Origin of the sequence: Sorangium sp. So ce426 (assembly GCF_051475585.1) — a bacterium.
GTDB classification, from domain to species: Bacteria; Myxococcota_A; Polyangia; order Polyangiales; family Polyangiaceae; genus Sorangium; species Sorangium cellulosum_B.
Genome location: NZ_CP150341.1, coordinates 9842196 through 9856088 on the forward strand (window position 1 = coordinate 9842196; position 13893 = coordinate 9856088).

Consider the following 13893-nt stretch of genomic DNA (forward strand, 5'->3'; position numbering starts at 1 on the left):
GTGCGTTACCTCCGGTTGCTCGCGACGCAGCTGCGCGTGTCGATCGCGCTCGGGATGCAGTACCGGTGGGAGTTCCTCCTCGGCGCGGTGATGACCGTCGTGTGGACGGTGGTCGGGCTGGTCCCGCTCCACATCGCGCTCGCGGCCCGGCCGCCGGTGCAGGGCTGGACGTACGAGCGGGCGCTCGTCGTCGTCGGGTGGTTCACGCTGCTGAAGGGCATCCTCGAGGGGGCCGTGAACCCGTCGCTCATCAGCGTTGTCGACCAGATCCGGAAGGGCACGCTCGACTTCACGCTGCTCAAGCCGGCCGACGCGCAGTTCCTCGTCTCCACGGCCCGGTTCGAGATCCGCAAGGTCGTGGACGCCGCGGCCGCGGTGGCGATCTTCGCCTACGCGTTCGCCCAGATGGGGCGCGCCCCCGCGCCTGCCCACGTCGCGCTCGCGCTCTGCCTGCTCGTGACGGCGACGCTGGTGCTCTACTCCATCTGCATCCTGGTCATCTCGGCCGCGTTCTGGGTCGTGCGCCTCGACAACCTGGCCTACCTCTTCAACTCCATCTTCGATTTCGCGCGCTGGCCGGTCACGATCTTCAGCGGCTTCTGGCGCGTCGTCTTCACCGTGATCGTCCCGCTCGGGCTGATGACCACGTACCCGGCGGAGGCGATGCTCGGCACCATCGCCCCGCGCACGGCCGCCGCCGCGGCGCTCGGCGCGCTCGCGTTCGGCGCCGTCGCGCGCGGCGTGTGGAAGCGGGCGATCGGCCGGTATACGTCGGCGTCGAGCTGAGCCTCGCGAGGGCTTCCGGCGAGCGGCGCGGTGCGTTAACGTCACACGATTGCCCTCCGGGCGCGAGGAGGGCTAACGGACACGGGGGGAGAGCGGAATCGGGAAGGATCGGGAAGGAGACGCGGTGAAGGACGGAGGGCTGACGCTCGAGGAGTTGGGTCGGAGCATCGTCGATCTCGCGATGACCGAGGACGTGATACGCCGCCAGGTGATCGCCCTCCTCCCGGTCGGGCGCCGCGCGGAGCGGGAGCTCGAGGTCCTCGGCAGGCCGTCGCGGCTCACGATGGACTTCGAGGTCGGCGAGCCGGCGGCGACGCGGAGCATGAGCGGCGCGTTCGATGTCGCGATCCCGCACGCCGTGACGGTGCGGGTCGACGCGGAGGGAGAGGCGAAGGAGCACCGGCTCGACGCGACCCTCGCGCTGCGCATCACGCCGAGGCCCTGCGCGCCGCTCGGGATCTTCCTGGACGTCGCGGAGCTGCCGGCGGAGTCGGTGCGGTTCGCCGAGTCGCGGGCCTCCGCGAAGGACTACCTGCGCGGCCGGATCGAGGAGGAGGTGCGGAGGGAGCTGCTCCGCCTCGTGCGCGCGCGGATCGCGGAGAGCCGCGCGGAGCGCACGCTCGACCTGGAGGAGCCGCTCCTCCGCGCGCTCGGGGACGCCTCCTGGGCCGGGCAGGAGGAGGCGGAGGAGCCGGACGGGCGGGACGCGCCGCCGCCGAGCCGGGTGCGCGGGGCCGGCGGCCCGGCGAGCGGGGCTGGGCTGCTGGACGCGCCGCTCAGCGACCTGGACGCGCAGCTCCGGTTCTTCGGGAACGCGATGCCCCTCCAGGTGTGGACCGCGCGCCCGGACGGCCAGCTGAACTTCGTGAACCGGGCGGTCCTCGACTATTTCGACCGCACGGAGGAGCAGATGATCGGCGAGGGCTGGCTCGCGGTGCTGCACCCGGACGACGTCCCGAAGACGGTGGCGGCGTGGACGCGGAGCCTCACGACGGGCGAGCCGTACAACACGGAGTTCCGCCTGAAGCGGGCGAGCGATCAGACGTACCGCGAGCACGTGGTCAGCGCGCTGCCGCAGCGCGACGCCGCGGGGAACATCTTCCGGTGGATCGGCGGCACCACCGACGTGGCCGAGCTGCGCCGCGCCGAGGCCGCCCTCCGGAGGAGCGAGGCGCGCTACCGGCTCTGCGCGGAGGCGTCGAACGAGGGCGTCTGGTTCTGGAACATCCGCGAGGACACGGTGGAGTGGAGCGATCGCATGCTCCAGATGCTCGGCGTCCGCCGCGAGGCGTGGGGCGGGACGTTCGCGAGCTTCTTCGAGCGCGTGCACCCCGACGACAAGGGGGCGGTGCAGGCCGCGCTGAGGGCTCACCTCGAGGAGCGGCGGCCGTTCGAGGCGGAGTACCGGCTGCGGCGCGAGGACGGCGAGTACCGCGACGTGTTCGCCCGCGGCATGGCCGAGTGGGACGACAAGGGCGTGCCGTTCCAGATGGCGGGCGGCGCGACGGACATCACCGAGAAGAAGCGCCAGCAGGCCGTGCTGAACGAGCGGCTCGCGATCATCGAGCAGCAGCAGGAGGCGATCCGGGCGCTGTCGACGCCGATCATCGAGGTCTGGAGGGGGGTGCTGACGATGCCGGTGCTCGGCGTCCTCGACGAGGAGCGCGCCCAGCAGATGATGGAGGTGCTGCTCGAGGCCGTGGCGCGGACCCGCTGCCGTCACGCGATCATCGATCTGACCGGGGTGAGCGCGGTGGACGCGGCCACGGCCGATCACGTGCTGAGGCTCATCGACGCCGTGGCGCTGCTCGGGGCGCAGGGCATCGTCGTCGGCATCCGGCCCGAGGTGGCGCAGACGGTGGTGTCGCTGGGGCTCGATCTGTCGAACATCAAGACGCTCTCGAACCTCCGGGAGGCGCTCCTCTTCGCGATGCAGTCGAGCGGGGTGTCGGTCAAGCGGCGGCGCAAGCGCAGGGCGGGGCGCGAGCGCGCGGACGACGCGGAGGGGACGCGCGCCCCGCGCGACGGGTGATCGGAAGCGCGGCGTCGCGCTCGGGCTCGTCGTGGCGGTCGCCGGCGTGGCCCTGCGCCGAGGAGCGCCTGGACCGGCGCGCCGACCTGGCCCTGCTCCTCGCTGCCTTGCCCCGCCGCCCACCGCCGTGCAGGCTTCGCCCATGGGTCAGCCCGCCGCGAAGCAGCGCCGCGCCACGTACGCCGAGCTCGAGGCCGTCCCGCCCAACAAAGTGGCGGAGCTCATCAGGGGTGTGCTCCACGTCCTGCCCCGCCCGGCGCCGCGCCACGCGAACACGAGCTCGGTCCTGGGGATCAAGATCGGCGGCCCCTTCGGCCTCGGCGATGGTGGGCCAGGCGGCTGGTGGATCCTGGACGAGCCGGAGCTGCACTTCCCCGACCCGGACGCGCCGGGCGAGATCGACGCGCTCGTGCCCGACCTTGCCGGCTGGCGCCGCGAGCGCATGCCCGAGCTGCCCCAGACGGCCTACTTCGCCCTCGCTCCGGACTGGATCTGCGAGGTCCTGAGCCCGTCGACGGCGTCTGTCGACCGTGACGAGAAGATGCCGATCTACGCGCGCGAGGGCGTGCGTCACGCCTGGCTGGTCGACCCGATCGCACGGACGTTGGAGGTCTTCTCGCTCGTCTCGGGCCGGGGCTTTGGGGCCGCCGCCGTCCACCACGACACTGCGCGCGTGCGCGTCGCGCCCTTCGAGGCCGTCGAGCTGGATCTTTCGGTGCTCTGGGCGACGTAGCAGACCGCCGTGCCGTCCAGTTCCCGGCGCCGCGGCCCGGGCAGCGGGCAGCCCGAGCTCAGCGCGCTGCTCGCTTGGCGGCCTCCCAGCGCTCCAGCGTGACGACGAGCCGCGCCGCCCCGAGGACGCCGGCCGGGAGCACGATGAGCAGCGCGCAAGGCAGGAACGAGAGCAGCGCGAGGCCGAAGCCGAAGCCCATCACCGCGGCGAGGTTCCGGCGCACGAAATCGATCCGCTCTGCCACCGGCACGCCGCGGATCGACAGCGGGCAGTCGCAGAGGTCCCACGCCCCCGCGAGCGCCGTCACCGCGAGCTGGAGCGGGACGACGACGACGCTCGCCGGCGCGAAGAGGAGACCCACCAGGCCGAGGACGAGGAGGATCGGGAGCGTGACGGCGAGCGCCACGAGCGACGACTGCAGCGCGCGCCACATGTCCGCGAAGAACCCGACCTCCGGCCACGGGGGCGCCCCGAGATCGGCCTCGGCCCTGCGCACCATCCGCTCCAGCGCGGTCCCCGAGAGCGGCTTCGCGAGCCCGAACGAGACGACGAGGGCGGCCACGAGCACCACCGCGAGCGAGAGGATCCGCAGCACGGCCATGAGCACGGTCCAGGGCCACCCCGTCCCCGGCTCCCTCACGATCAGCTCGACGAGCGAAGGCGCGAGCTCCACGCCGGCGATGGAGAGCACGACCATGAGCACCAGCGCGATGCCCGTGGGGACGAGCGCGAGCGGCCAGAGGTCCGGCGTGCGAAAGAGGTAACCGTAGCCGCCCAGCAGGGCCTTGAGGCCCGCGCCGAAGCCGGGGCGTTCGAGCGGCACGAGCCCCGCGGTCGGGCGCTGCGCGAGCGCCGTGGGAGAGCCGCGGGGAGCATCGGGGAGGATCATCCGGCCACGAACGTCCCAGCGGTCGTGCGTCCGGTCAACACCTTCCGCGCGCCGGCGTCCGCCGCTGGACGAGCTCCCGCCGGCTGTGCGGCGAAGGCAGCTTCATCGTCGATGCGTCGATGACCTCCGAGCCTGCCTCGTCAGCCCTCGGGGAGCAGCGGATCGAGCACGCTCCCGCCCGGGGGCGAGGGCCCGAGGGCGCGGCCGAGGTGCTCGCGGATCGCGGCCGCGAGCGACTCGGTGACGCGCCTGCGCAGCTGGGTCCGCGACGTGACGAGCCCGATCTCCCGGAGCGGGATCGGCCGGGAGAGGGGCCGCACGCGGGCGCGGCGCTTGTCCGGGGGCAGCCCTTGCGCCACGAGCGCGGGCAGCACCGTCGCCCCGAGCCCGGTGTCGACGAGGCCGATCAACGTCTCGAAGCTGCCGCTCTCGAGCTGAACGCCGCGCGGGGGCCTCGCCTGACCGCTCCTGCAATACGAGAGCACCTGGCTCCGGAAGCAGTGCCCCTCCGGGAGCACCCACAGCTCGCGATCGCTGAGGTTCGCCTGCGTGACCGTCTTGCGGTCGAGCAGCGGGTCGCCCTCGGGGAGATAGGCGACCATCGCCTCGTGCCCGAGGGGCGTCTCGCTCAGCCCCGGAGCGTGGAGCGGCGTCGCGGCGAGCCCCGCGTCGAGGGTGTCGGCGGCGAGCCGCTCGATGATCTCCTCGGTCTTCAGCTCCTCGATGAACAGCTCGACGCGCGGGTGTGCCTTCACGAAGGGATCGAGGAACAGGGGCAGCACGGTGGGAGCGAGGGTCGGGATGATCCCCAGCCGGTAGCGCCCCGCCGGAGCGTCGTCGCCGGCGACGATCTGACCGAGCCGCTCCGTCTCCCGGAGGATCTCGCGCATCTGAGCGATGGCGCGCGCCCCCTCCTCGGTCACGAGGACGGGCTTCTTGCTGCGGTCGAACAGCACGGCGCCCAGGAGCTCCTCGAGCTTCTGGACCTGCATGCTGAGCCCGGACTGCGAGACGTGGCAGCGCTCGGCCGCGGTGCGGAAGCTGCGGGTCTGCTCCACCGCCACGGCGTAGCGGAGCTGCGTGAGCGTCACCTGCTCGAGGTCCATGGCCGAGGAGTATCACAAAAAGTGAACGTTTCATAAAATCGTTCGATTTGCACCGCGGGCGCAGAACGACCACGTTGCCTCTCGCCGGCGCGGGGGCACGAGACGCCCCCGCCCCGAAACGAGGAAAAGAGAATGTCGCTCATCAACACCCGCATCAAACCGTTCAAGGCCACCGCGTTCCACCAGGGGAAGTTCGTGGACGTCTCGCACGAGTCGGTCCTCGGCAAGTGGTCGCTCTTCGTGTTCTACCCGGCGGACTTCACCTTCGTGTGCCCGACCGAGCTCGAGGACCTCGCGGATCTCCACGGCGAGTTCCAGAAGCTGGGCGTCGAGATCTACGGCGTCTCCACCGACACGCACTTCGCGCACAAGGCGTGGCACGACACGTCCGCGGCGATCAAGAAGGTCAAGTACCCGCTCGTCGGCGATCCGACCGCCACCCTCTCGCGCAACTTCGGCGTGCTCATTGAGGAGGAGGGCCTCGCGCTCCGCGGCTCGTTCCTCGTGAACCCCGACGGCGTCATCAAGGTCTACGAGATCCACGACCTCGGCATCGGCCGCAGCGCGGCGGAGATGCTCCGCAAGGTCAAGGCGGCCCAGTACGTCGCCACGCACCCGGGCGAGGTCTGCCCGGCGAAGTGGGACGAGGGCGCGAAGACCCTCAAGCCGTCGCTCGATCTCGTCGGCAAGATCTGAGGCGTTCGGGCGTCGCCGCGCGTGCCGCGGCGACGCCCGTCATCTCTCGTCACGCGCCTCGTGACCCGCTCGTATTCGACGGAAGGAAAGCAGCCATGCTCGAAGACTCCATCAAGACCCAGCTCCGCGACGTCCTCGGACGGCTGACCCGTCCCGTCGCGGTCACCGCCTTCGTCGACGACTCGCAGGGGTCGGAGGAGATGCGCGCGCTCCTGCGCGACGTCGCGAGCGCCTCGTCCCTCGTCGAGCTCCACGAGCGGCGCGAGGGCGAAGGGCGCACGCCGTCGTTCGGCATCCACTCCCCCGGCGAGGAGCCGCGCGTCATCTTCGCGGGGCTCCCGCTCGGTCACGAGCTCACCTCGCTGATCCTCGCGCTCCTGCACGTCGGCGGCCATCCGCCGCGGGTGAGCGCGGAGGCGCTCGAGCAGATCGCGCGGATCGACGGCGAGCTCCGGTTCGAGACCTACTTCTCTCAATCGTGCCAGAACTGCCCCGACGTCGTGCAGGCGCTGAACCTGATGGCGGCCAGGAACCCGCGGGTTCGCCACGTCGCCGTCGATGGCGCCCTCTTCCAGGGCGAGGTCGAGCAGCGGAAGATCATGGCCGTGCCGACCGTCTTTCTGAACGGCGAGCCCTTCGGCCAGGGTCGGATGGAGATCGAGCAGATCCTCGCCAAGCTCGACGACGGCTCCGCCGTGAAGAAGCGCGCCGAGGCGCTCGACCAGCGCAAGCCGTTCGACATGCTCATCGTCGGCGGCGGGCCCGCCGGCGCTTCGGCGGCCATCTACGCGGCGCGCAAGGGCCTCGACACCGGCATCGTCGCCGAGCGCTTCGGCGGGCAGGTGATGGACACCCTCGCCATCGAGAACCTCATCTCGGTCGTGGAGACCGACGGGCCCAAGCTCGCGGCGGCCCTCGAGCAACACGTGCGCGCGTACCCCGTGGAGCTCCTCAAGCACGAGCGCGTCGAGTCGATCACCCCCGGCTCACCGTTCGAGCTGCGCCTGGCGAGCGGCGCCACGCTCCGCGCGAAGAGCGTCGTCCTGGCGACGGGCGCCCGGTGGCGCGACATGAACGTCCCCGGCGAGGCCGAGTACCGGACCAAGGGCGTGACGTACTGCCCGCACTGCGACGGGCCGCTGTTCAAGGGCAAGCGAGTGGCCGTCATCGGCGGCGGCAACTCCGGCGTCGAGGCGGCGATCGATCTCGCGGGCGTGGTCGGCCACGTCACCCTGCTCGAGCTCGCCCCCGCCCTCCGCGCCGACGCGGTCCTCGTTCGCAAGCTCAAGAGCATGCCCAACGTCGAGATCGTCACGCGCGCGCGCACGACCGAGGTGGTGGGCGACGGGCAGAAGGTCGTCGGGCTCCGCTGGGAGCACACCGAGACGAAGGAGCAGCACCAGATCGAGCTCGAGGGCGTGTTCGTGCAGATCGGCCTGCTCCCCAACACCGGGTTCATCAAGGGGACGGTGGAGCTCAACGGCCTCGGCGAGGTCGTCGTCAACGACCGCGGTCAGACGTCGGTGCCCGGCCTCTTCGCCGCCGGCGACATGACGACAACGCCGTTCAAGCAGATCGTCGTCGCCCTCGGCGACGGCGCGAAGGCCGCCCTCGGGGCCTTCGAGCACCTCATCCGCGCCACCGCGCCGGCGGAGTGAGCGCCCTCCGGCCGAGGTTCGACGCGCGAGCCCGCCCGCGATCACGAGCTCAGCCAGGCCTCGGACCGGAGCCGATCGACAAGGAAATCCACGAACGCGCGCACCCTGGCCGCCGCCCGCCGGCCCTCCGGGTGGACGACATGGATGGGGACCGGCGGGGGCTCGTGCGCAGCGAGCACGATCGAGAGGCGCCCGGCGCGCAGCTCCGGGTCGATCTGATACGAGAGCACCCGCGCCAGCCCTCGCCCGGCCACGGCCGCTGCAATGGCGACGTCGGCCGTATTGGCGAGGAGCTGCGATGACGGAGAGACCCGCTCGACCCGCGCGCCCGACCCGAACGACCATTCCACCGGGGAGCCCGTCCAGGAGAAAGCAATGGTGTCGTGACGCGCCAGATCGGCCGGCGTCACAGGCTCGCCCCGCGCGGCGAGGTACTCCGCCGAAGCGCAGACGACCCGCCGCACGGAGCCGACGCGGATCGCGCTGAGCGACGAGTCCGGCAGATGGGCAATCCGGACGGCGACGTCGAGCCCCTCGTCGACCATGTCGACAACGCGGTCGACGAGCAGCGTCCACGCCGACACGCGCGGATGGAGAGCCAGGAAATCGAAGAGGGCGGGCGCGACGAACATCCGCCCGAACAGGACCGGCGCCGTGACGCCGATCTGCCCTCGGAGCGCGGTATGGGACCCGGCCGCCGACGCCTCGGCCTCCTCGATCTCGCCGAGGATCCGCTTGCAGTCCGCGAGGTACCGGGCGCCCGCCTCGGTCAGGCGGACGACGCGCGTGGTGCGGTGCAGGAGCCGCGTGCCGATGCGCTCCTCGAGCGCAGAGATGGCCCGGGTCACCGCCGGCGGCGACATGGACAGCCGCCGCGCGGCCGGCGCGAAGCCCTCCTCCTCGGCGACGGCGACGAACACGCGCATGGAGTCGAGGCGGTCCATCGGACTATTCCAGTTTCCGGAATGGTCCCTTGTCAAGGACGAGCATTACCCTTGGCCACGGGAATGGGCATCCTGGCTCGGCGAGCGCGGGAGCCCCACGCGGACTGCGCCGCTCCTGCTGACATCCACAGCCGAAAGGACACCTCGATGACCCTCCCTGCCAGCCCCATCCGCCTCTACCGCTATCCGCTCTCGGGACACGCGCACCGCGTGGAGCTGTTCCTGTCGCTGCTGAGGCTGCCGTTCGAGAGGATCGACGTCGACCTGAAGGGCGGCGCTCACAAGACGCCCGAGTTCCTGAGCAAGAACGCGTTCGGTCAGGTGCCCGTGATCGAGGACGGCGACGTGACGCTGGCCGACAGCAACGCGATCCTCGTGTACCTGGCCGCGCGGTACGACCCGTCGGGGCGCTGGCTCCCGCGCGATCCGGTGGCGGCGGCGCACGTGCAGCGGTGGCTCTCCGTGGCCGCCGGGCAGCTCGTGGCGGGGCCCGCGACGGCGCGCGCCGCGAGCGTGTTCGGCCGCAAGCTGGACGTCGAGCCGGCCAAGGGGATCGCCGCCCAGCTCTTCGCGGTGATCGACCAGCACCTCGCGGACCAGCGGTTCCTGGCCGGCGACGAGCCGACCCTCGCGGACATCGCGATCTACACCTACACGGCGCACGCGCCGGAGGGCGGCGTGTCGCTCGATCCGTACGCGAACCTGCGCGCGTGGCTCGCCCGCGTGGAGGGGCTGCCCGGCTTCGTGCCGATGAAGAAGGCGCTGTCGTGACCTCCCTGCCCGGGTGGACCAGGGAGGGCTCGCCCTATCACCCGGGCGAGATGGCCGTGCAGGCGCGGGCCGGGGCGCGCGAGCGCGCCGAGAAGGCCGGGCGCCGGATCATCCGGGACTTCATGCCCGACCAGCACCGCGCGCTGTTCGCGCAGCTGCCGTTCCTGCTCGTCGGGGCCCTCGACGCCGAGCGCCGGCCGTGGGCCTCGATCGTCGTGGGGCCGCCGGGGTTCATCTCGTCCCCGGATCCGCGGACGCTCGCGGTGAACGCTCGCCCGGGAGCCGGCGATGCGCTCGGCCCGCACCTCGTGGCCGGCGCGCCCGTCGGCCTCCTCGGCATCCAGCTGGAGACCCGCCGCCGGAACCGGATGAACGGGACGATCACCGCGGCCGACGAGCGAGGCTTCGTGGTCGAGGTCGGGCAGAGCTTCGGCAACTGCGCGCAGTACATCCAGGCGCGAGAGCCCGAGCTCGTCAGGGGGCCGGAGGCGGCCGCCGCGCCCCCGGCGCGGGCGGAAGGGCCGGCGCTGTCCGCCGGCGCGGCGGCGCTGATCCGCCGCGCGGACACGTTCTTCATCGCGACCGCGGCGCCGGCCGCGCGGGGAGGCGACGCGATCGAGGGCGCCGACGTGTCCCACCGGGGCGGCAAGCCGGGCTTCGTGCGCGTGACCGAGGAGGACGGCCACACCGTCCTGACCTCGCCGGATTTCACGGGCAATTTCGCGTTCAACACGCTCGGCAACCTGGCGCTCTGCCCGCGCGCCGGGGTGCTCTTCGTCGACTTCGCCTCCGGCGGGGTGCTGTCGCTCACCGGCGAGGCCGAGGTGCTCTGGGACGGGCCGGAGCTCTCGGCCTTCGCCGGCGCCCAGCGGCTCCTGCGGTTCCGCGTGGCCGAGGGCGCCTTTCGGGAGGACGCGCTGCCGCTGCGCTGGTCGGCGCCGGTGCCCGCGCCGCAGCTCGCGGCGACCGGCTCGTGGGAGGACGTGGCGCGCGGGTGACGCCGCGGCCCGCGGGGCCCGTCCAGGGGAGTTTTGCCCCATCGGGGCGATCCGGGGCGGGCCCGGGCGGGTCAACGTGCGGACGGGCACCTTGAGAACGCGTACGCGTCCTGCATCCTACCGGCGACCTCATGCGACTCGCCAGCAAGCTCACCCTCGCCCTCGTGCTCGTGATGTGCGCGGCGCTCGGCCTGTACGGCTACCTCTCCGTCCGGCGCGAGCGGGCGCTCTTCGAGGCGGACATGCGGCGCGACGAGCACCTCATCGGCATCGCGCTCCGCGCGGCGGTGGTCGAGACGTGGCGCCGGGACGGGATGGGGCAGGCGCTCCAGCTGCTCGACGAGATGAGCGAGCGCGAGGACGGCGTGCGCTTCCGCTGGGTGTGGCTCGACGCGCCGGCCGGGGATCGCTTCGCGCCCGCGCTGCCCGCCGCCGAGATCGAGGAGCTCTCGCGGGGCACCGAGGTGTTCCGGATCGAGCGCAAGGGCGACAGGAGCGGGCGCTTCTACACGTACGCGCCCGTCGGGGTGGAGCCCGAGCGCGTCGGCGCCATCGAGATCTCCGAGTCGCTCGAGGAGGAAGAAGCGTACGTCCAGGCGAGCGTGGTCAACACCGTGGCCACCATCATCGCCCTGGCGGCGCTGAGCGGGCTCCTGGCGATGACCTTCGGGCAGGTGCTCGTCGGGCGCCCGACGCGGCGGCTCGTCGACAAGGCGCGGCGGATCGGGGAGGGCGACCTCGGCGGGCCGCTGCTGCTGCCGCAGCGCGACGAGCTCGGGCGGATCGCCCACGAGATCAACGCGATGTGCGAGCACCTGGCCGAGGCGCGCGAGCGCGCGGGCCGCGAGACGACCGCGCGCATCGCGGCGCTGGAGCAGCTCCGGCACGCGGATCGGCTCACCACCGTGGGCAAGCTGGCGTCGGGGCTCGCGCACGAGCTCGGCACGCCGCTCAACGTGGTGGGCGGCCGCGCCAAGATGATCGCGCGCGGCCTGCCGCAGGACGAGGCGGCGGAGAGCGCGCGCATCATCGCCGAGCAGGCGGACCGGATGACGAAGATCATCCGGCAGCTGCTGGATTTCGCGCGCCGCCGGGTCGCGCAGAAGGCGCCGGCCGATCTCGCGCACATCGCGCGCCAGACGCTGGCGCTGCTGGAGCCCCTCGCCCGGAAGCGGAGCGTGACGCTCCACCTCGACGAGGCGAGCGGCGGGGCGGCGCGCGCCGAGGTGGACGCGGGGCAGATGCAGCAGGTGCTCACGAACCTCATCATGAACGGCATGCAGTCGATGAAGCGGGGCGGCGAGCTCACCGTGCGGGTGGAGCGCGCCCGCGCGCGCCCGCCGGCCGATCACGGCGGCGCCGAGGGCGAGCACGTCGCCGTCCGGGTGACCGACGGCGGGGAGGGGGTCGCGCCCGAGAACATCCTCCGCATCTTCGAGCCGTTCTTCACCACGAAGGACGTCGGCGAGGGCACGGGCCTCGGGCTGAGCGTGTCCTACGGGATCGTGCGCGAGCACGGGGGCTGGATCGGCGTGGAGAGCGAGCTCGGCAAGGGCTCGACGTTCACGGTGTACCTCCCGCCGAGCGGCCAGGATGACGCAGGATGACGCGAGCCAGGCGGCCGCGGGTTGAGGGCGAGGGCGCGCTCGGCGGGGCGGCCGCCGCGCCGCGGCTGGCCGCGGGCGGGGCGCTGTACTACGCGAGTTATCGAGGAGAGATGGCGGGCGAGCCATCGAGGTGACGATGGGCAGGCGAGCGCTGATCATCGACGACGACGAGGCGATGTGCGCGTGGCTCTCGGCGGACCTGCGGTCGCGCGGCGTCGAGGCGACGACCCGGACCTCACCGGCGGATGCGCTCGCGCTGCTCGAGGCGGACGAGGGCTTCGACGTCATCCTGACCGATCTGAACATGCGCGGGATGGACGGGATCGCGGTCTGCGGACGGGCGGCCGAGATCCGGCCGGACGTGCCGGTCGTGGTGATCACCGCGTTCGGCAGCATCGAGACCGCGGTGCAGGCGATCCGCGCGGGCGCGTACGACTACGTGACCAAGCCGGTCGACATCGAGGCGCTGGCGCTGGCGCTGGAGCGGGCGATCGCGCACCACGCGCTCAAGGCCGAGGTGCGGCGGCTGCGCCGCGCCGTGGCCGGGCCCGGGGGGTTCCCGGACCTCATCGGCCGGAGCGCCGCGATGCGGGGCGTGCAGGACCTGATCGAGCGCATCGCCGACGCGGACGCGACGGTGCTCATCACGGGCGAGAGCGGGACGGGGAAGGAGGTCGTCGCGAAGGCGATGCACGCGCGGAGCCGCCGCAAGGAGGGGCCGTTCGTGGCGATCAACTGCGCGGCGGTGCCGGAGTCGCTGATCGAGAGCGAGCTCTTCGGGCACGTGAAGGGGGCGTTCACCGACGCGCGCGCGGCGCGCTCCGGGCTATTCGTCGAGGCGAACGGCGGGACGCTGCTGCTCGACGAGATCGGGGAGCTGCCGCTCGCGGTGCAGCCGAAGCTGCTCCGCGCCCTCCAGGAGCGCCGGGTGCGCCCGGTGGGCGGGAGCGCGGAGGTGCCGTTCGACGCGCGCATCGTGGCCGCGACGAACCGCGACCTGGACGAGGCCGTCGAGGCGCGCCGCTTCCGGGAGGACCTGTACTACCGGATCAACGTGCTCCACGTGGAGCTGCCGCCCGTGCGGGCGCGGGGCAGCGACGTGCTGCTGCTCGCGCAGCGCTTCATCGAGGACTTCGCCACGCGCTGGGGCAAGGAGGTGGTCGGCCTGTCACCGGCGGCCGCCGAGCGGCTGCTTGCGTACACGTGGCCGGGCAATGTGCGGGAGATCCAGAACTGCATGGAGCGGGCGGTGGCGCTCACGGGGTACCCGGAGATCACGGTGGAGGACCTGCCGGCCAAGATCCGGGAGCACCGGCCGTCGCACGTGCTCGTGGCGGGGGACGACCCGTCCGAGCTGGTGCCGCTCGAGGAGGTGGAGCGGCGGTACATCCTGCGGGTGCTCGAGGCGGCGGGCGGGAACAAGACGCTGGCGGCGAGGATCCTGGGGCTGGACCGGAAGACGCTGCACCGGAAGCTGGAGCGGTGGGAGCCGGGCGCCGGGGGGACGAAGGGGAGCTGAGAGGGTGGGCGGGGTGAGTCGGGCGACCTGAAGCTCGAAGCCCACGCCGAGGCGCGCCGAGGCGCGGAGGAATACCCCGGGCGGGGAACGGCGCCCCACCCTGGATGGCCCACGGGGGGTCGCCGCCAGTCCCGGCCACCCCAACCTCGGTCGG

13 protein-coding genes are annotated in these 13893 nt (G+C 72.6%); 10 read left to right on the forward strand and 3 right to left on the reverse strand.

Annotated elements, in window-relative coordinates:
* The 3 genes from WMF44_RS36845 (at window position 1) to WMF44_RS36855 (ending at window position 3551) form a co-directional block, all read left to right on the forward strand.
* On the forward strand, window positions 1–786 hold the full coding sequence (locus tag WMF44_RS36845) for an ABC transporter permease (RefSeq protein WP_437294721.1): 786 nt from the start codon (window positions 1–3) through the stop codon (window positions 784–786).
* A gap of 124 nt (window positions 787–910) precedes the next feature.
* A complete protein-coding gene (locus WMF44_RS36850) occupies window positions 911–2818 on the forward strand; it encodes a PAS domain-containing protein (protein ID WP_437294722.1) in 1908 nt (635 codons plus the stop codon).
* Window positions 2819–2960: 142 nt separating this feature from the next.
* Window positions 2961–3551: a Uma2 family endonuclease gene (locus WMF44_RS36855; RefSeq protein ID WP_437294723.1), complete on the forward strand. Its 591-nt coding sequence runs from the start codon at window positions 2961–2963 to the stop codon at window positions 3549–3551.
* Between the two features lie 58 nt (window positions 3552–3609).
* Here the strand turns inward: WMF44_RS36855 and WMF44_RS36860 are convergent, their stop codons facing one another.
* A complete protein-coding gene (locus tag WMF44_RS36860) occupies window positions 3610–4440 on the reverse strand; it encodes an EI24 domain-containing protein (RefSeq protein ID WP_437294724.1) in 831 nt (276 codons plus the stop codon).
* 140 nt (window positions 4441–4580) lie between these two features.
* On the reverse strand, window positions 4581–5546 hold the full coding sequence (locus WMF44_RS36865; protein WP_437294725.1) for a hydrogen peroxide-inducible genes activator: 966 nt from the start codon (window positions 5544–5546) through the stop codon (window positions 4581–4583).
* A 132-nt stretch (window positions 5547–5678) separates the two neighbouring features.
* Here WMF44_RS36865 and ahpC point away from each other — a divergent pair, with 132 nt between their 5' ends.
* Window positions 5679–6242 (forward strand): alkyl hydroperoxide reductase subunit C, encoded by a 564-nt coding sequence (gene ahpC, locus WMF44_RS36870; RefSeq protein ID WP_012239567.1) that lies wholly within the window; start codon window positions 5679–5681, stop codon window positions 6240–6242.
* Window positions 6243–6337: 95 nt separating this feature from the next.
* A complete protein-coding gene (ahpF, locus tag WMF44_RS36875; RefSeq protein WP_437294726.1) occupies window positions 6338–7900 on the forward strand; it encodes an alkyl hydroperoxide reductase subunit F in 1563 nt (520 codons plus the stop codon).
* Between the two features lie 41 nt (window positions 7901–7941).
* Here the strand turns inward: ahpF and WMF44_RS36880 are convergent, their stop codons facing one another.
* Window positions 7942–8844: a LysR family transcriptional regulator gene (locus WMF44_RS36880; RefSeq protein WP_437294727.1), complete on the reverse strand. Its 903-nt coding sequence runs from the start codon at window positions 8842–8844 to the stop codon at window positions 7942–7944.
* Between the two features lie 147 nt (window positions 8845–8991).
* Here WMF44_RS36880 and WMF44_RS36885 point away from each other — a divergent pair, with 147 nt between their 5' ends.
* From WMF44_RS36885 to WMF44_RS36905, 5 genes are all read left to right on the forward strand, one after another.
* The gene (locus tag WMF44_RS36885) at window positions 8992–9615 is read left to right on the forward strand and encodes a glutathione S-transferase family protein (RefSeq protein WP_437294728.1); all 624 of its coding nucleotides are present in this window, start codon (window positions 8992–8994) and stop codon (window positions 9613–9615) included.
* Window positions 9612–10613, forward strand: coding sequence for a flavin-nucleotide-binding protein (locus WMF44_RS36890; protein WP_437294729.1), 1002 nt, complete (start codon window positions 9612–9614; stop codon window positions 10611–10613). The genes WMF44_RS36885 and WMF44_RS36890 overlap by 4 nt, the downstream gene beginning before the upstream one ends.
* 131 nt (window positions 10614–10744) lie before the next feature.
* On the forward strand, window positions 10745–12220 hold the full coding sequence (locus WMF44_RS36895) for a sensor histidine kinase (RefSeq protein WP_437294730.1): 1476 nt from the start codon (window positions 10745–10747) through the stop codon (window positions 12218–12220).
* Window positions 12217–12354, forward strand: a complete 138-nt coding sequence (locus WMF44_RS36900; RefSeq protein ID WP_437294731.1) for a hypothetical protein — start codon at window positions 12217–12219, stop codon at window positions 12352–12354. Before WMF44_RS36895 ends, WMF44_RS36900 begins: the two co-directional genes overlap by 4 nt.
* 2 nt (window positions 12355–12356) lie before the next feature.
* Window positions 12357–13739, forward strand: a complete 1383-nt coding sequence (locus tag WMF44_RS36905) for a sigma-54-dependent transcriptional regulator (RefSeq protein WP_437294732.1) — start codon at window positions 12357–12359, stop codon at window positions 13737–13739.
* Window positions 13740–13893: the final 154 nt, after the last annotated feature.

Excerpts from the sequence above, each read along its gene's own strand:
- WMF44_RS36855 (WP_437294723.1), top strand. The coding sequence starts at position 2,961 with ATGGGTCAGCCCGCCGCGAAGCAGCGCCGCGCCACGTACGCCGAGCTC.
- WMF44_RS36860 (WP_437294724.1), bottom strand. The coding sequence starts at position 4,440 with ATGATCCTCCCCGATGCTCCCCGCGGCTCTCCCACGGCGCTCGCGCAG.
- WMF44_RS36865 (WP_437294725.1), bottom strand. The coding sequence starts at position 5,546 with ATGGACCTCGAGCAGGTGACGCTCACGCAGCTCCGCTACGCCGTGGCG.
- ahpC (WP_012239567.1), top strand. The coding sequence starts at position 5,679 with ATGTCGCTCATCAACACCCGCATCAAACCGTTCAAGGCCACCGCGTTC.
- ahpF (WP_437294726.1), top strand. The coding sequence starts at position 6,338 with ATGCTCGAAGACTCCATCAAGACCCAGCTCCGCGACGTCCTCGGACGG.
- WMF44_RS36880 (WP_437294727.1), bottom strand. The coding sequence starts at position 8,844 with ATGGACCGCCTCGACTCCATGCGCGTGTTCGTCGCCGTCGCCGAGGAG.
- WMF44_RS36885 (WP_437294728.1), top strand. The coding sequence starts at position 8,992 with ATGACCCTCCCTGCCAGCCCCATCCGCCTCTACCGCTATCCGCTCTCG.
- WMF44_RS36895 (WP_437294730.1), top strand. The coding sequence starts at position 10,745 with ATGCGACTCGCCAGCAAGCTCACCCTCGCCCTCGTGCTCGTGATGTGC.
- WMF44_RS36900 (WP_437294731.1), top strand. The coding sequence starts at position 12,217 with ATGACGCGAGCCAGGCGGCCGCGGGTTGAGGGCGAGGGCGCGCTCGGC.
- WMF44_RS36905 (WP_437294732.1), top strand. The coding sequence starts at position 12,357 with ATGGGCAGGCGAGCGCTGATCATCGACGACGACGAGGCGATGTGCGCG.